Origin of the sequence: Oribacterium sp. KHPX15 (genome assembly GCF_900107835.1) — a bacterium.
GTDB lineage: Bacteria > Bacillota > Clostridia > Lachnospirales > Lachnospiraceae > Oribacterium.
In genome coordinates, this window is the sequence record NZ_FNRG01000028.1 from 1 (window position 1) to 17041 (window position 17041).

Sequence of the window (17041 nt, forward strand, 5' to 3'; positions counted from 1 at the left end):
AGACAGACATGGTTTTATCAAGTAGAACCTTATTGTCTGCACTAACGGATATCTGAATTTTAGCCGTGACTGTCATCTGTTCCATAATGTACCTCGTTGTTATTTCACTAAATATATGATATAATAATTATTAGTGAAAGTCAATTGTTTGCAAGGAGATTTCACCGAAAGGATTTTATTTATGAAACAGTACAGAGTGGAAATCGTAGAAGATGACCTGGAATATGCGCAGTTCCTTGCCCGGTGCCTTGATAAATATGGTGCGGAAAAAGAAATCGCTTTTTCCATCAGGTCATACAGCAAAGCAGAGAGTTTTCTTGAGGATTACAAGAAAGCCTGTGATATTGTGTTCATGGACGTGGAACTTGGAGAAGGCTTTCTGAACGGAATGGAAGCAGCCAAAAAGCTTCGGGTACTGGATCCTACCGTGCTCCTGATCTTTGTCACCAACATGCCTCAGTACGCTCCTGAAGGCTACAGCGTGGATGCGCTTGATTACTGTCTTAAACCCATAAATTATAATGATCTCAGCGTAAAGCTGGACAAAGCAATGAGGGTGCTGTCTCAGAGAGACGGGATTCCTGTCAGGATAAGGGACAAGAATGGGACGAGGATCGTGTCATCAGGTGATATCATGTACATTGAAGTCATGGGGCACGACCTTATGTTCCATACTGCAAGCGAGGTCATAACCTCTTATGGAGGCCTTGGAGAGAGGGAAAAAGAGCTTTCAGGTGCAAATTTCGCCAGATGCAGCGCCTCAGCTCTCGTCAATCTCTCATACATAAGAGGGCTGTACGGCGATGAGATAGAAGTTGGTACCGACAGGATCAAGATAGGAAGGTCGAAAAAGAAAGCATTTATGGAGCAGCTTAATACCTATCTTGGATGATATCTGTTACGGCATCCGGAGAAACATGTGTGAAATTACTTTACATCACTATCGGTGCCGTGGCCGGCCTTAGGAATGGAGACTGTCATGTTAAATGCGGAAATGCTAAGTAAATTCGAAGCAATAGGATACATCATAGAAGTTCTGATCGCGGAACTTCTATTTTTGCATGCTTATAAAAAGAGAAATCTCTTCTGGGTCAGGTTTCCGGCAGCTGCCGTTATCGCCGGGATCATAGCTTCAAGTATTACTTACCCTGCGGCAAGTATCGCCATATACAGGTTTATGTTTTTCTTTTTCTTAATAGCTTTGACGGTAGGGGTGATGCTGTTTTGCTACAAAGGTAACTCTTTTTCCATTGTATCTTCCTGTATAGCCGGAGTTGCAACGCAGCACATAGCCTTCAAACTGATGACGATCATAAGTCTGATCCCTTCCATGAGTGCTCTTTTGGGGATCAGTGTGATCTACAGGATAATAGTGGAGGTACTGACCATGGCGGTGGTCTATACCATAGTATATTTTATGGCTGCAAGAGCCCAGGTTCCGGATAGGGGGAGCATGAGGCTCAATGTTTTATCCGTCATTGTTGTACTCATATGTATCGGGGTCAACAGACTGGTGGCCGATGCGAAGGACTTAAGCAATGAAGTCATTGTGGCCAGCAGCATTTATGCGATCCTGTGCTGCAGCTTTGCTCTTTCTATTCAGTTCTATCTGCATAAATGGCAGCAGGAAAAGGCTGAATCGATGGTCATAAAGGGACTTCTGTCGGCGTCTGAGAAACAGTACGAGCAGTGGAAAGAGATGGTTGAGTTCAACAATATCCAGATGCATGATCTTAAGCACATGCTTAATCATATAGAGCATTTCGCTGGTAAAGAAAAGACTGATATCCCGGATCTTTCACCTATAAGGGAGTCTATAGAAAGTTTTGCGCCTATCGTAAGAACCGGCAATGATGTGATCGACGTACTCCTTCGCAATATGGGAGCTCTTTGCAGACAGCAGGGGGTCAGGCTTAACTGCGTAAGCTTTACTGATAAGCTTGATAAGTTTGACAGTATGTCCCTGTATTTTCTGTTTGGTAATGCTATAGACAATGCAAGGGCCGGAGCTGCCACTGTATCAGACAAGGAGAAAAGACTTGTGGACGTCAGCCTGAAACAGTTTGGCGATTCGGTTATCATACACGTCTGGAATTATTTTGAAGGGGATATCACTTTTGAAGATAAGCTTCCCGTCAGTAAGGATCTTGAAAACGGACATGGATTTGGGATAAAGAGTATAAAAGTGATAGTCGATAAATTCGGAGGAGCCTTTAAAACACAGGTAGAAGGCGATGTATTTCATCTGAATATCATACTTCCACTCACATAAAACACCTATATAACTTAATACCAGACCTTTGAGAAAGATGCATATTTGTGCATCTTTTTCTTTTGTACATAAATAAGTTCATAGGCATGTAAATTATGTTGTGAAAAGTGTCGATTATTCCATCTCGGTTGAATGGGTTGTTGTGAAATTGTTATGATGTGGACGCTGACAGGAAACTGCAGAAAACGATAAGGAGATATTTCATGCGAAGATTTTTTTCCCTTAATAAGGACTGGCATTTTCAGATAGAAGGTAAATACGACGAAAAGGTTGACGTTCCTCATACCTGGAATGCAGTTGATGGTCAGGATGGCGGAAATGATTATCTGAGAGCATTGGCGACCTATGAAAAGACCTTTGACGCGCCTGTTTTTGATAAGGACAAAGAGCGTGTTCATATACAGTTTGATGGAGTTAATTCAGAAAGTACCGTTTACCTGAATGGAGAAGAGGTGATCCGCCACGAAGGGGGATACTCAACCTTCAGAAAGGACATAACAGATCATCTGAAAGACAAAGATAATTATCTTAAAGTTTTGGTGGATAACAGGCCAAATACAAGGGTCTATCCGCAGAAAGCAGACTTTACATTCTATGGAGGAATTTACAGGGACGTAAATCTGCTGGTGGTAAGCAAGAGCCATTTTGATCTTGATCATTATGGAACAAGAGGAATCCGGATCAAGGCAAAGCCTGTTGAAGGCTACAAAAAAGCTATAGTTGAGGCTTTTTTGTACGCAAACAGTGAGAATGCTGATGTGAATATCGAGGTTCTTGATGCTGATGATAATGTGATCCATGAAGCTAAGATCCGCCATGAAGACAGAAGAAGTCAGCAGGACAAGAGTTCCGGTGATGGCAGTTTTTGTTTCGAACATGAATTTACCATGGATGATGTTCATCTCTGGGAAGGTATAAAGAACCCATATCTTTATCATCTGAAGGCCACCCTGATCAAAGACGGTGAAGCGGTAGATGAGATAGAAACTAAATTTGGCGTAAGAGATTTTCATTATCATCCAAAGACAGGTTTCTACCTGAATGGAAAAAGCTATGCACTTCACGGTGTATCAAGACATCAGGACAGAAAAGGCCTTGGAAATGCCATAACAAATGAAATGCACAAAGAGGATATGGACCTTATCTGCGAGATGGGTGCCAATACCATAAGACTTGCTCACTATCAGCACAGTCAGTATTTCTATGATCTTTGTGATGAGAGAGGAATGATAGTCTGGGCTGAGATTCCTTACATCTCCGAGCACATGCCTGATGGAAGGGATAACACCATCAGTCAGATGAAGGAACTTATCATACAGAACTACAATCATCCATCTATCGTCTGCTGGGGAATATCCAATGAGATCACGATCTCAACAAAAAATAAAAAAGACATGATGGAAAACCACAGAATACTTAATGATCTGTGCCATGAAATGGATGATACAAGATTTACAACACTTGCCTGCTATGCAGCGTGCGGACCCTTCAATAAGGTGGCACATATCACAGATACAGTCAGCTGGAATCTGTATCTCGGCTGGTATGTTCCGGGACTGTTCTTAAATGATCTATGGATGAGATTCTTCCATCTGGTTTATCCGAACAGATGCCTTGGCTACTCAGAATACGGATGCGAGGGAATGCCGAATCTTCATTCTGAAAAGCCTCACAGAGGTGACCACACTGAGGAATATCAGGCTGTCTACCATGAGTACATGCTGAAGTGCTTTGAAAGAAATCCATTTATGTGGGCGACACATGTCTGGAACATGTTTGATTTTGCGGCAGATGCCAGAAATCAGGGCGGTGAGCCCGGAATGAACCATAAGGGGCTGGTTACTTTTGACAGAAAGACAAAAAAGGACAGCTTCTATCTCTACAAAGCATGGTGGAGCGAGGAGCCTTTCGTGCATATAGCTTCAAAGAGATTTGTACAAAGAACAAAGAGCAGGATAAGGCTCAAGGTTTATTCCAATCAGAATGAGATAACTCTTTTTGCAGATGGGAAAAAGCTTGAGACAAAGCATGGAAAGCATGTGTTTGAGTTTGAAGTAAGTCTCGGTGAGATCGGAAAAGAAACTGAGATCACTGCCGTAAGCGGAGCCTTCAAAGACAGCACAAAATTTGTGAGAGTTGCTTCTCCGAATCCGGAGTACAGCCTTAAGGATCAGGGAGATAAAGGGGCAAACTGGACCTGATCCGGAATACAAATGTGAAAATAGGAGTATGAAAATGGGAAATACTGTTACACAGGAAAGGGGCAATAAAGCAAAGGCCTATCAGCTGGTGCTTTTTCCTCTTAATAATGGAGCTACCAATGTCTACTATGTCCTGGTTTTGTCCTACATTGCGACCTTTGGCTCTAATGTTCTGAACCTTGGGATCTTGTTCGCATCGATCATGGTTACGGGAATGAGAGTGTTTGATGCTTTCACAGACCCGATCATCGGTGCGCTGATGGACAGGACCAACGGGAAATTCGGTAAGTTCAGACCATTTATGGTTATCGGAAATATCATAATGGCACTCAGCATCATAACGATGTATATGATAACGCCAAATATCCCTGAAAGCATGATGGCGTTCAGATATATAGCTTTCGTGGCCCTTTATGCCATATGGGTTATCGGATATACATTTCAGACTTCCTGCACCAGAGCAGGGCAGACGGTTCTGACTTCCGACCCCTCACAAAGACCGCTTTTTACAATCTTTAATACAGTCGGATCTCTCGCAGGAATGGGGGTTATGCAGTTCCTCGCACCGATCATAAGAGCCAATGTTGCAGACTATTCAAGTGCAAGCTTTTACAGGGTGCTGACACCCATCGGGATCACAGTATCGATGGTGCTCACAGCACTTGCCATCATCGGGATCTGGGAAAAGGATCAGCCAAAATACTTTGGGATCGGCGGAGCAAAACAGGAGAAGGTCAGACTTTCGGAATACGTCGAGATCCTTAAGAACAATGATCCTATGAAGAGACTTATGATAGCCGGCGCCGGATGTAAGCTGGCTTTGTCCATAGCAACCAACACCACTGTTTTGTGCATGCTCTATGGCTGCATGATGGGGAATTACGATGGTCTCTATCTTCCGATGATGATAGTTGGCTACGTGTTCTCGGTACCGTTCTTTATTTTGACAGTAAGAACCAGCCAGAAAAAGGGGCAGAAAGCATCACTTCTAAGGTATGTATCGGTGGCACTTATGTGCTACGTAGGAGTATTGGTCCTCCTCCTTTTATGGAAAGAGGGCGTGCCGTCAAGGAATCTTTCACTTTTATCTGATGGCAGCGTTTCGGTAAATCTTTATACCGTTTTATTCATCATTCTTTTTGGCATCGGCTATGGAGCTTATTACTCAACGGCTGATATGCCGATCCCGATGGTGGCAGACTGTTCGGATTATGAAACTTACAGATCGGGAAAGTACATCCCGGGAATCATGGGAACGCTTTTTTCACTGGTAGATAAGCTTGTTTCATCACTTTCCGCGACAGTCGTAGGAATAGCTGTAAGCATTATCGGAATACAGAATCTTCCAACTGCAGAAACGCCTTATTCATCAGGCATGAATGCGGTTGTTATCTTACTTTTTTGCATAGTTCCAATGCTGGCTTGGGCAGCAACCTTGATCGCAATGAAGGGGTACGCTCTTACGGGGGAAAAGATGCGGCAGATCCAGGAAGTCAACCTGAAGCGTAAGGAAGCTATCGCAAATGGTATGAGCATGGAAGAGGCTATGAAAACTATAAATTGATAAGGAGAAAGAAATTGAAAAAGACAGGTATTTTCAGAGGACTGGCAGCTCTAATGTCATTTTTACTGTCAATCTCAGTAATAGTGGGTAACACACTGGAATCTTTTTCAACAACTATCGATACGGCTCTCGGTACCCAGAGTGAGATGATGGTTACAGATGACAAAGATGCAGTGTACGACAAGTTCACACCACCTGCTGAACTTTTAAATGAGGATGGAACTGGTAATTCACATGCACTTATCCAGGCTGCGATGGATCTAAACAGAGAGCAGGCAGCAGAAGGAACAGTACTTCTTAAGAATAACGGAGTACTCCCACTTGCATCAGGTGCAAACGTAACATTGTTCGGAATCAGATCCCAGGTTCCTATCCTTGGTTCAAGCTTTGGTGTCAAGGCATTTGGCGGATTTATAAATCTTGATGAGGCGCTTCAGAACAATGTAACAGATTTTGCGCATCACATCACAACATCTCTTTCTCAGAACTGGGCAACGGGACAGGTTGAGAGAGGATACACAACAGGAGACTGGAGCGGAGATGAGTTTGAGTTTGATGGAGCAGGATACAAGGTTAATCCTACCATGACTTCCATCTACACAAAGCTCAATGAGACATATCTTCACACAGAAAATGCCGGACCTTCCGAAGAGTACGATCCGGGTGAGCCTTCCGTAAAAGAGATTGAAGGCGTTAATGCAGACTTCAAAAACAGTTTTGCTCAATACGGAGATGCTTCGATCGTTGTTATCGGAAGACCAAGCGCCGAGAGTGAAGACTATCTTCCGGGCGGAATAGTTGCCGGTCTTGGTGCAGAAGAGCCTCTTGCTCTTACAACCAACGAGAAGGATGCCATCGCTCTCGCAAAAGAGTGCAGTGATAAGGTCATCATCCTTGTGAACAGTGCATCTGCTGTAGAGATCGGTGAGCTTAAGAACGATCCTGAAATTGATGCGATCCTCTGGATAGGAGCACCGGGAAGCTATGGCCTTCTGGGAGTAGCGGATATCCTTTGCGGAAAGGTATCACCTTCAGGCGGACTTGCAGATATCTTCCCTACCTACAACATGTCTGCTCCTGCAATGCAGAATATGGGTAACTTCTCATATAAGAACGCAGCAGATGTTATCACACGAGAGAACAGCAGCAATTACATCATAGAGGCTGAGGGCATCTATGTCGGATATCGCTACTATGAGACAAGATACTATGATGCAGTTTTTGGACAGGGAAATGCAACAGGAACAGCAGGAACTTATGCTTCTGGATCAGGCTGGGATTATGATGCAGAAGTAGCCTATGGATTTGGATATGGACTTTCATATACTACCTTTGATATGGAATTTGAGGGAGAGCCTGTATTTAATGTTTCAAAGAAAGATGATGTAACTACAGCAACAGCTACCTTCAATGTGAAAGTCACCAATACAGGAAATGTACCGGGTAAAAAGAGCGTACAGATCTATGGTCAGGCTCCTTATGAGCGGGGCGGAATCGAAAAGAGTGCCATCGTTCTTCTTAACTATGGCAAGACCGGACTTCTTCAGCCGGGAGAGTCTGAGGTTGTATCTGTAGATGTTGATCTTCAGTACATTGCTACATATGACAGCTCTTACGACAACGGAGACGGAACTTACGGATCATATATCGTGGATCCCGGAACATATTACTTTGCATTTGGTAACGGTGCTCATGACGCACTCAACAACATCATGGCTTCACAGGGCGTAGCAGCAGAGAACCTTGTTGGAGAGGCTAATGCTGACTATGCATTCAGCACAGAGATAACAGAGGATACACTTTCAAGAACAGCCTTTGCTTACAGTAAAACGGGCACAAAGATTTCTGATCAGCTTGACTATGCAGACTGGAATCATTTCCAGGAGGGTGAAGTTACTTACTTAAGCCGTGCAGACTGGAATGGAACTTATCCCAAGACATACTCAGATATGACTCTTACAAGTCAGGAGATGATCGATTATCTCAATGGTAAGTACTATACAATTGCTATTGATGATGATACTTCCGGAATCGAATGGGGCAAGAAGAGTGATCTCATGTTTTATGAGATGGCAGGCCTTGACTTTGATGACGCAAAATGGGATGAACTCCTTTCCGAGATGACTCTTGAGGAGGCTCAATACCTTGCAACCTTTGGCGGCCCAAGTATTCCGGGTGCCGAATCTATCGGAACTGTAGAAACTTATATGACTGAGAATGCTGGTAACGGTATCGCGGTTAACCTTAATGCTTCCAAGGATACAGAAGCCCCATGGAACATCAGTCCGGAAGATCCAAACGGAAACTGGCATCCTGAAGTATTCGGCAGCAGCCCTCTTACAGCAGCTTCCTTCAATCCGGACCTTGCTAAGAAGCTTGGTGAGTTTATAGGTATAGAGTCACTCTTTACAGGTATTCCTATCCTCTGGGGACCGGGACTTAATACACATCGTCATGCTTACAACGGACGTAACGGTGAGTACTATTCAGAAGATCCGATCCTTTCAGGATACACAGCAATGGAATTTGCTATCGGAGCTCTTGAATATGGTCTGATCGCTGCACCTAAGCATTATGCATTTAATGATCAGGAGACAAACAGAGCAGGTGTTGCTCCGTTTATGACAGAGCAGCGTGCAAGAGAAGTAGAACTCAGAGCATACCAGATCGCTTTTGAAGCAACCAAGTATGATACAGAGGATAATGATGCCGGAATGAGAGGTCTTATGATCTCCTTCTCCAAGATCGGTCCGGTTGAGTGTACTGTAAGTAAAGGTCTGATGACAGAAATCCTTAAGAACGAATGGGGATTCAAGGGTTATGCAGTAACAGATATCTATGATGACTTTGATCTTTACGGATCAGTTCTTACATCGGGAACAACCTGCTATGACACAAGAGGTATGTCGGGATTCTACGCAGATACAACTCTTACCAGCCCAAGATTTGCTAACCAGGCAGATGGCTCAGCTATCAGTGCAGCAGTCTTTGCAGGCGATGCCAATGCTCAGCAGGCTGTTAAAGAGTCAGCACATAACGTACTGTATGCGATCGCAGCAAGTAACCTTATGAACAGATATAATGAGACAACTCATGTTGTTAAGCTGAACACATGGTGGAGAACAGCTTATCATTCTGCGATCGCTGTAACAGGTCTTTTAACGGCAGTATTTGCGATCCTGTTCGTACTCTCTAAGAGAAAAGAAAAGGAGGCTTGAAGATGTCAGATTTTATGAAAAAACAGAGCGTGGGAGCATACTTCAATGTAATTGCTGCCATCCTTGGAATAGTTGGTATCATTGCTGCCTGCGTATGCAGCAGTATGACTGTGACTTATGCCCTTGGAAACCTGGGAATTATCATCGTGCAGGGTGTTTTGGGAATAGTCCTTGCCTGTGCAGCCGTAGTACTTCCCAATATCTTCGGAAACCACGATATCTGCAGTACTATTGCGGTTTGTGTTTCCATCGCGCTGTTTACAGCAGCTTTCGGACAGGTTCTCTCTGAGAGGATCCTTCTGATCGCCGGACTCTTTAGCTACGACTCGGTAAATACTGTAGGCTGGCAAGTGTTTTATGTGACAGTTGTTTCAATCGCAGCCTTTATCATAGGGGCGCTTTTGATGATCATCGGAGCATTTACACGTTCAGTTAAAGAAAGATAAACGGCAAAAAACATGCGTTTATAGATGAGAGATAAAGAGACGATAGTTTTGTGAAATATCCACAAAACTATCGCCTCTATTATGTTAAAACTATAAAATTCAACAATATATTATTGACATGGCAGTGATAGCTTGGTAGCATATTGTTATTACATGAAACGCGTTTCAGAAACCCGTTTCAGAGAAGATTTTTTTATGAAAGAGTTGCCTGACGAAAACACCGTCAGGCACTCCCGGGTCAGGTAAGAAGACCTTCCGGTTGCCTGTTCCCGAAGTGAAGTAGAAAGGAAGTGTTGTTTTGAAAATAGCTGTAGTCGGAAGCATTAACATGGATCAGACAGTTATCGCTGAGCGCATCCCGCTGAAGGGAGAGACCCTCAAGGGTTCGGAGCTTCATTACATCCCGGGCGGAAAGGGTGCCAATCAGGCGGTAGCCATGGCAAGACTTGGCGCAGAGGTTTCCATGTTTGGCTGTGTGGGTAATGACGATAACGGAAGACAACTGATCGAAAACCTCAAGTCTAACGGAGTAAATACAGATAACATAAAAACAGTTGAAGGAGTTCCTACAGGAATAGCTCTTATCACGTTGGGGGACAATGACAACACCATAGTTGTTGTGGCCGGGGCAAACGCCTGTGCAGACAAGGCCTATGTTGATTCCATAAGAGAAGAGCTTGTGAAATTTGATATGGTGGTTCTCCAGCATGAGATCCCGCTTGAAGCTGTTCATTATGTTGTAGATATCTGTGCAAAAGAGAATATTCCTACAGTACTTAATCCTGCTCCTGCAGCAGAGGTTCCCAAGGAAATAGTAGATAAGGTAACCTACCTTACCCCTAACGAACATGAAGCGGTACTGATCTTTGGGAATGAAAAATCAGAAGAGGAGCTTTTGAAGGAGTATCCTGAGAAGCTTATCATTACAAAGGGGAGCAAGGGCGTTGTGACCTGCCTTAAGTCAGGTGAAATTCTCAGTGTTCCCTGCAGAAAGAGCAAGGTGGTTGATACCACCGGCGCGGGCGATACCTTAAACGGCGCTTTCGCTGTAAGGATTGCAGATAAAGCTTCAATGAAGGAAGCATTAACCTATGCAAACACCGCAGCAGGTCTTTCCATCGAGAAGATGGGCGCCCAGGGTGGGATGCCTACAGCAAAGGAAGTAGAAGCTGAATTGGAGGTTTAAGATGAAAAAGAATGGAATACTAAACAGTGATATATCCCGGGTTCTTTCATATATGGGACATACAGATCAGATCTGCATCGGAGACTGCGGTCTTCCGATTCCTGACGGCGTTGAGAGGATCGATCTTTCAGTAAAGTTCGGGATGCCGAGATTTATGGAGGTGCTTAATGAGGTTGGTGCTGACATGAAGATCGAAAAGGTCATCCTTGCAGAAGAGATCAAAACCATGAACCCTGAAGTGCACAAGGAAGTGCTTAATTTTTTGGAGAAAAATGAAACGGGTTTCAAAATCGAGATCGAATATGTTCCCCATACAAAATTAAAAGAGCTTACAAATAACAGTAAAGCAGTGATTCGTACCGGAGAGACAACTCCTTACGCAAACATCATCCTTCAGTCAGGCTGTATATTTGGTTGATAACAGGAGCAGATAATGAATATAAAAATGAGTGGCATCAATAAAGCCTTCGGCGGAAATCCGGTCTTAAGGGATGCGGGATTCGAGCTGAGCGATGGAGAGATTCACGCACTTATGGGCGAAAACGGTGCCGGAAAATCAACATTAATGAAGATTTTAACCGGTGTTTACACTAAGGACGCCGGAGAAATATATGTAGACGGTCAGGAAGTCTGCTACAAGAATCCTCAGGAAGCAGAAAAGGCCGGGATCGTCTTCATACATCAGGAGCTGAATGTTCTCTTCGATATGACGGTTGAGGAAAACATGTTCCTCGGTAAAGAGATCACTAAGAAGTTCGGTGTTTGCGACAGGCAGGCAATGAGGGCTGAAGTAAAGAAAATACTTGATACTCTCGGAGTTAATATCAGCCCTGCAGCAAGCATGGATACACTTTCCATAGGACAGCAGCAGATGATCGAAATCGCAAAAGCCCTTATGGTGGATGCAAAGGTCATCATCATGGATGAGCCTACGGCAGCACTTACACAGAAGGAGACAGAGGTTCTCTTTGGGGTTGTGAGAAGCCTTAGGGAAAAGGGCGTATCCATCGTTTATATCTCTCACAGAATGGAAGAGATTTTCGAGCTTTGCGACAGGATCACCATCCTTCGTGACGGTCAGTACATCGGCACCAGAGAGATCAGCAAGACCGATATGACTGAAGTTGTCAAGATGATGATCGGTCGTGAAATCGGTGAGAGATATCCGGAAAGAGATGTGAAGATCGGAGACATTGCTTTCGAAGTTAAAAATCTTAACTGTCCCGGAGTTTTCTCTGATATAAGTTTTCAGGTCAGAGCCGGAGAGGTTCTCGGCGTTGCGGGTCTCATGGGTGCCGGACGTACAGAGATCATGCAGTCAATATTCGGAAATATGCCAAATGTTACGGGACAGATTTTTGTGGAAGGAAAAGAGGTCCACAATAAGAATCCGGAGCAGGCTATGAAGAACGGCATCGGTTTCATCACTGAGGACAGAAAGACAGAAGGTCTGATGCTTGAAGAAAGCATTATGAAAAATATAGCCATAACCAATCTCGGCAGGATTTCAAAAAACGGAGTTCTGAATAAGAAGAGCGAAATGGATATGGTTAAGGCTGGCATTGAAGAGCTTCATATCAAGTGCACAGGACCGGAGCACTATTGCAATAAGCTGAGCGGTGGTAATCAGCAGAAGGTTGTATTTGCGAAATGGATATTCACAGATCCAAAGGTACTTATACTGGACGAGCCCACAAGAGGCGTGGATATAGGTGCAAAAAAGGAAATCTACTCTATAATTAATAACCTTGCCGCACAGGGAGTGGCGATCATTATGGTTTCCTCAGAGCTTCCTGAAGTTCTGGGAATGTCCGACAGGATAATGGTTATTACAGAAGGAAAAATCGGCGGATTTATAGACAGGCAGGATGCCAACCAGGAAAATGTCATGATTCTCGCCACAGGAGGCCAAAACGATGGAAAGTAATAAATTAATGAATAAAATTCAGGATCTGGGAGCACTTATAGCACTTATAGCGCTGGTGCTGGTCATCAGTATCATAAGCCCTCAGTTCAGAACTATAGATAACTTCTTATCTCTTGTTCGTCAGTCATCCATTAACGGATTCATAGCCTTCGGTATGACATGTGTTATCCTTACCGGCGGAATCGATCTTTCGGTAGGTTCAACTCTTGCTCTGGCAACAGCATTTTGCGCTTCCTTTATCAAGGGCGGAATGCCGGTTGGAATAGCCATGATACTTGCACTGCTTATCGGTGTAGGCTGCGGACTTGTCAGCGGAACACTGGTTACAAAGGGAAGATTACAGCCCTTCATCGCTACACTTATCACCATGACAGTGTACAGAGGTATCACTATGATCTTCATGGACGGAAAGCCGATCTCAGGACTTGGAAGCAGTTTCCTTCTTAAGTTCGTTGGTAAGGGAAGTCTTTTCGGAATCCCATTCCCGGTTATCTTATTCGTACTTGTATTTCTGCTTTTCTTCTTTGTGCTTCAGAAGACAGTATTCGGAAGAAGAGTATATGCCACAGGTAGTAATGCTGAGTCAGCAAAGCTTTCCGGCGTAAACATTAACAAGACAAAGCTTATCACCTATGCAATCTCAGGCGGTATGGCAGCACTTTCAGGTCTCATTCTTTTATCAAGACTTGCATCTGCACAGCCTACACTTGGTAACGGTTACGAGCTTGACGCCATCGCATCGGTTGCCCTCGGCGGAACAAGTATGAACGGTGGACGTGGAAGAATCTGGGGAACCTTCGTAGGTGTACTCATCATTGCGGTACTTAACAATGGTCTCAATATCATGGGAGTTTCTTCATATTATCAGTCAGTTGTAAAGGGAATTGTCATTCTCATTGCGGTACTTTCAGACAGAAAGCGTTGATGGGAATTGAGAATAAAATAAACATTTAAGCAATAACGGAGGAGAAAAAATGAAGCTTAAAAATTTATTCACAGTAGCAGTAGCGGGTATTATGGCTATGTCAGTTGTAGGCTGTGGTTCAGCAGTATCAGTTGACGGAGAGAAGAAGGCAGAGCCTGCAGCAACAGAAGCTGCAAAGGCAGAGGCCGGAACTGAGGCCGCAAAGGCAGAGACAGAAGCTGCAAAGGCAGAGGCAACAGCAGAAGGTTCTGGCACAATAGGTTTATCACTTTCAACCCTTAACAATCCTTTCTTCGTAACCTTACAGGAAGGTGCTCAGGCTAAGGCTGACGAGCTTGGAATGGAGCTTATCGTTGTTGATGCAGGTGATGATTCTGCTAAGCAGGCAAGTGATATCGAAGATCTCATCTCAAAGAATATTTCAGTTCTTATCGTTAACCCTGTTGATTCTGATGCAGTTGCACCTTCAGTTGAGGATGCTATCGCAAAGGATATCAAGGTTGTTGCAGTAGACAGAATGGTAAATGGCGTTGACGTTGATTGTTCTATCGCATCAGATAACGTAGCAGGTGCTCAGATGGCAGCTGACTATATCGTAGAGCTCGTTGGTGAAGGCGCAAAGGTTGCTGAGCTTCAGGGTGTAAACGGTGCTTCTGCTACTATCGACAGAGGTGAGGGTTTCCACAAGGTAGCTGATGAGAAGCTTGACGTTGTAGCAAGCCAGACAGCAAACTTCAACAGAGCTGAGGGTATGTCAGTTATGGAGAATATCCTTCAGGCTAATGCTGATGTTCAGGCTGTATTCGCTCACAATGACGAGATGGCTCTCGGTGCAGTTGAGGCTGTCAGCGGCAAGGATATCGTAATTGCAGGTTTCGATGCTACAGATGATGCTATCGCAGCAGTTAAGGAAGGAACAATGGCTTGCACAGTTGCTCAGAAGCCTGACCTTATGGGTGCAACAGCTGTTGAGACAGCTCAGAAGCTTATGAACGGTGAGACAGTTGAGAAGTCAATGCCTGTAGAAGTTATGCTTGTTACTAAGGAAAACGCATAAAAATGTGATAGAATCGTGGAGAGAGTAGCACAAAATGATTCGGTGTCAGCTTTTGACACGCACATGAAGACAAACGGAGAAGGACAAGATGGCTACGATACGTGAGGTTGCAAAGCTGGCAGGAGTTTCTCCTGCCACAGTTTCCAGGGTAATGAATGGAACTGCAAATGTTGATGATGATAAAAAGAACCGGGTTCTGGAAGCTATTGAAAAAACAGGTTTTCAGCCAAACCAGCTGGCCAGGGCCCTGTTCAAGAATTCCTCACGGCTTGTGGGACTTATAGTTCCCAACATCGATAACCCTTTCTTCAGTGAGCTTGCCCGAAAGATAGAGGAAGAAGCATTTAAACGCGGTTATCAAATTGTGCTTTGCAGCTCAGGTAACAACAGCGACAAAGAGCTAAGCAATATCAGGATGCTGAGTCGCATGAAAGCGGATGGCATCATCCTTATCACAAACGGAGAGCATACCGGAAAGATGATAAAAGAAACAGATCTTCCGGTGGTGGTTGTGGATCGTCATATGACAGATGGAGGCGAAATCGCCTACATTGAATCCGATCATTATACCGGTGGTGTTCTGGCAACGGAGCATTTATATGAATGTGGCTGCCGTAAGATTGTGTGTCTCCGGGGACCGCAGGAATATGCCAGTGGCAGGCTAAGATTTAAAGGTTATCAGGATGTCTGCAGAAAGTATGGGCTGGAGGAGATGTATATCGATACGGCTTATACCTTCGAAGCGGGTTTGAAATCAGCAGAGCTCCTGATGGAAAAGTATCCTGAGGCAGACGGAATATTCGCCGCCAATGATATAGTGGCTATATCTACCTATAAAGTTCTGAAGAACCATAAGATCAAGGTTCCTAAGGATGTGAAGCTTGTGGGCTTTGATGATATCAGGTTCAGTTCCCTGATGACACCGGAGCTTACCACCATAAGGCAGCCCATTGGAAAAATGGGAGAGCTGGCAGTAGATATAATCTGTAATTACGCGGAAGGAGAGCCCTATGATGAGGCCTGTATCCTGGGAGTGGAACTGGTGAAAAGGGAAACCACAAAATAAATATAGTAGTGGGATCGACTTCATACGATTCCTGAAAAATGTGAAAAAAGAGGCATCTAATCTAAAATCAGATTAGATGCCTTTCATAGTTTTAACGAAAATCCGCCGGGGACGGAACCGTTCCCGGCGGATTTGGAAGTCTCATGTATTGCTGTAAAATGCGCAGATTATAATTCAGGTATGTTTCTACCCATCAGCCTACAGCTCCGGTGCCATTACCTGTGTAAAGGAGTCTTCCGCCGGAGCGTCTCTTAAATATGAGCTTTCCTGAGGAAGTCCAACCTGAGGTTCTCCATTCAAGCGTTATAGTATCCTTTCCGTTATAGGTCATATCATACCATTTATCGGAGATGGTACTTCTGCAGCCCCACTTATAACCGTCGGCGGAACCGATCTTAAGTGAATCACCGTTAGGATTAGCTGAATCATAGAGACTGTATGGTGTTCCGGAACTCATGTACAGACCAAAATCCATGGAACCGATATAAGCATCACCCGGATCAACTTCAACCCAAAGATCTACTCTTTTATCTTTGCTGTAACCTGACTGATCCCGGTTATCCCAGTTTCCGTCGATGGTATAATACTCGCCGGAATCATTGTAATTGCCCTGCTTACCCTTAGAAGGATCGTATTCTCCATTTTCATCAACATAATATCCATCCGGTGTCCAGGTGCTGGTGAGCATTGTGCCGTCGGAACCAAGGTAGTAGTCTCCTACCCATTGATTTTTAGCTGCGGCACCGCTGTTTGTGAGGTAATACCAGTTCCAACCGTTATTGTACCATTCATTGGATTTCATCCATCCATGACTGTCAAATGCGTACAACTCATCGTCAATTTCATACATTCCGTTTGCCAGATAGGATCCGTCCGAAAATCCGTACCACCATCCGTAATCACCCTGTATCCAATCTCCGGAGCGGGCTAAAGAAGTCAGACTGAACATGATCACGAGTAATCCTGTCAGCCCAAGTGTCATCAATGTCTTTTTTAACTTCATCAGTAACCTCCTTTTTGAAAAATTCTCACATATCACGATCGTTGTTCGGCAGAATATTCCACTAAACATACACTAATAAAAAATATATTCTTATTATACCAAAAATTCGAACTAAATATAGCTAAAAATCCGTTATTTAATAAGATTTGTACAGACACTAGGTTTATGCCTCAAAT

Annotated in this window: 13 protein-coding genes; 12 read left to right on the forward strand and 1 reads right to left on the reverse strand. The window is 44.0% G+C overall.

Annotated elements, in window-relative coordinates:
* Positions 1 to 181 precede the first annotated feature (181 nt).
* The 12 genes from BLV86_RS13945 to BLV86_RS14000 all read left to right on the forward strand — a co-directional run bounded on the left by BLV86_RS13945 (position 182) and on the right by BLV86_RS14000 (position 15862).
* Entirely contained in the window at positions 182 to 892 is a 711-nt protein-coding gene (locus tag BLV86_RS13945) for a LytR/AlgR family response regulator transcription factor (protein WP_090818676.1), read from the forward strand.
* 87 nt (positions 893 to 979) lie between these two features.
* Positions 980 to 2272 carry an ATP-binding protein gene (locus tag BLV86_RS13950; protein ID WP_175456568.1) on the forward strand — a complete coding sequence of 431 codons (1293 nt, stop codon included), beginning with the start codon at positions 980 to 982 and terminating at the stop codon, positions 2270 to 2272.
* A 203-nt stretch (positions 2273 to 2475) separates the two neighbouring features.
* On the forward strand, positions 2476 to 4473 hold the full coding sequence (locus tag BLV86_RS13955) for a glycoside hydrolase family 2 protein (RefSeq protein ID WP_090818682.1): 1998 nt from the start codon (positions 2476 to 2478) through the stop codon (positions 4471 to 4473).
* A 34-nt stretch (positions 4474 to 4507) separates the two neighbouring features.
* Complete coding sequence (locus BLV86_RS13960; protein ID WP_090818685.1) at positions 4508 to 6037, forward strand: MFS transporter; 1530 nt, start codon at positions 4508 to 4510, stop codon at positions 6035 to 6037.
* A gap of 14 nt (positions 6038 to 6051) precedes the next feature.
* Positions 6052 to 9255, forward strand: a complete 3204-nt coding sequence (locus BLV86_RS13965; protein WP_090818688.1) for a glycoside hydrolase family 3 C-terminal domain-containing protein — start codon at positions 6052 to 6054, stop codon at positions 9253 to 9255.
* 2 nt (positions 9256 to 9257) lie between these two features.
* Positions 9258 to 9701, forward strand: coding sequence for a hypothetical protein (locus tag BLV86_RS13970; RefSeq protein WP_031554157.1), 444 nt, complete (start codon positions 9258 to 9260; stop codon positions 9699 to 9701).
* A gap of 298 nt (positions 9702 to 9999) precedes the next feature.
* Complete coding sequence (rbsK, locus tag BLV86_RS13975) at positions 10000 to 10887, forward strand: ribokinase (RefSeq protein WP_090818691.1); 888 nt, start codon at positions 10000 to 10002, stop codon at positions 10885 to 10887.
* Between the two features lies 1 nt (position 10888).
* Positions 10889 to 11305 carry a D-ribose pyranase gene (gene rbsD / locus BLV86_RS13980; protein WP_090818694.1) on the forward strand — a complete coding sequence of 139 codons (417 nt, stop codon included), beginning with the start codon at positions 10889 to 10891 and terminating at the stop codon, positions 11303 to 11305.
* Between the two features lie 15 nt (positions 11306 to 11320).
* On the forward strand, positions 11321 to 12814 hold the full coding sequence (locus tag BLV86_RS13985) for a sugar ABC transporter ATP-binding protein (RefSeq protein WP_090818698.1): 1494 nt from the start codon (positions 11321 to 11323) through the stop codon (positions 12812 to 12814).
* Positions 12804 to 13739: an ABC transporter permease gene (locus tag BLV86_RS13990; RefSeq protein WP_031554147.1), complete on the forward strand. Its 936-nt coding sequence runs from the start codon at positions 12804 to 12806 to the stop codon at positions 13737 to 13739. The genes BLV86_RS13985 and BLV86_RS13990 overlap by 11 nt, the downstream gene beginning before the upstream one ends.
* A 49-nt stretch (positions 13740 to 13788) precedes the next feature.
* The gene (locus BLV86_RS13995; protein ID WP_090818701.1) at positions 13789 to 14796 is read left to right on the forward strand and encodes a D-ribose ABC transporter substrate-binding protein; all 1008 of its coding nucleotides are present in this window, start codon (positions 13789 to 13791) and stop codon (positions 14794 to 14796) included.
* An 88-nt stretch (positions 14797 to 14884) separates the two neighbouring features.
* On the forward strand, positions 14885 to 15862 hold the full coding sequence (locus BLV86_RS14000) for a LacI family DNA-binding transcriptional regulator (RefSeq protein WP_090818703.1): 978 nt from the start codon (positions 14885 to 14887) through the stop codon (positions 15860 to 15862).
* Between the two features lie 193 nt (positions 15863 to 16055).
* Here BLV86_RS14000 and BLV86_RS14005 read toward each other — a convergent pair whose 3' ends face one another.
* Complete coding sequence (locus tag BLV86_RS14005) at positions 16056 to 16865, reverse strand: PspC-like choline-binding domain-containing protein (protein ID WP_090818706.1); 810 nt, start codon at positions 16863 to 16865, stop codon at positions 16056 to 16058.
* Positions 16866 to 17041: the final 176 nt, after the last annotated feature.

Excerpts from the sequence above, each read along its gene's own strand:
- BLV86_RS13945 (WP_090818676.1), top strand. The coding sequence starts at position 182 with ATGAAACAGTACAGAGTGGAAATCGTAGAAGATGACCTGGAATATGCG.
- BLV86_RS13970 (WP_031554157.1), top strand. The coding sequence starts at position 9,258 with ATGTCAGATTTTATGAAAAAACAGAGCGTGGGAGCATACTTCAATGTA.
- BLV86_RS13995 (WP_090818701.1), top strand. The coding sequence starts at position 13,789 with ATGAAGCTTAAAAATTTATTCACAGTAGCAGTAGCGGGTATTATGGCT.
- BLV86_RS13985 (WP_090818698.1), top strand. The coding sequence starts at position 11,321 with ATGAATATAAAAATGAGTGGCATCAATAAAGCCTTCGGCGGAAATCCG.
- BLV86_RS14000 (WP_090818703.1), top strand. The coding sequence starts at position 14,885 with ATGGCTACGATACGTGAGGTTGCAAAGCTGGCAGGAGTTTCTCCTGCC.
- BLV86_RS13950 (WP_175456568.1), top strand. The coding sequence starts at position 980 with ATGTTAAATGCGGAAATGCTAAGTAAATTCGAAGCAATAGGATACATC.
- BLV86_RS13955 (WP_090818682.1), top strand. The coding sequence starts at position 2,476 with ATGCGAAGATTTTTTTCCCTTAATAAGGACTGGCATTTTCAGATAGAA.
- BLV86_RS14005 (WP_090818706.1), bottom strand. The coding sequence starts at position 16,865 with ATGAAGTTAAAAAAGACATTGATGACACTTGGGCTGACAGGATTACTC.
- BLV86_RS13990 (WP_031554147.1), top strand. The coding sequence starts at position 12,804 with ATGGAAAGTAATAAATTAATGAATAAAATTCAGGATCTGGGAGCACTT.
- rbsD (WP_090818694.1), top strand. The coding sequence starts at position 10,889 with ATGAAAAAGAATGGAATACTAAACAGTGATATATCCCGGGTTCTTTCA.
- BLV86_RS13960 (WP_090818685.1), top strand. The coding sequence starts at position 4,508 with ATGGGAAATACTGTTACACAGGAAAGGGGCAATAAAGCAAAGGCCTAT.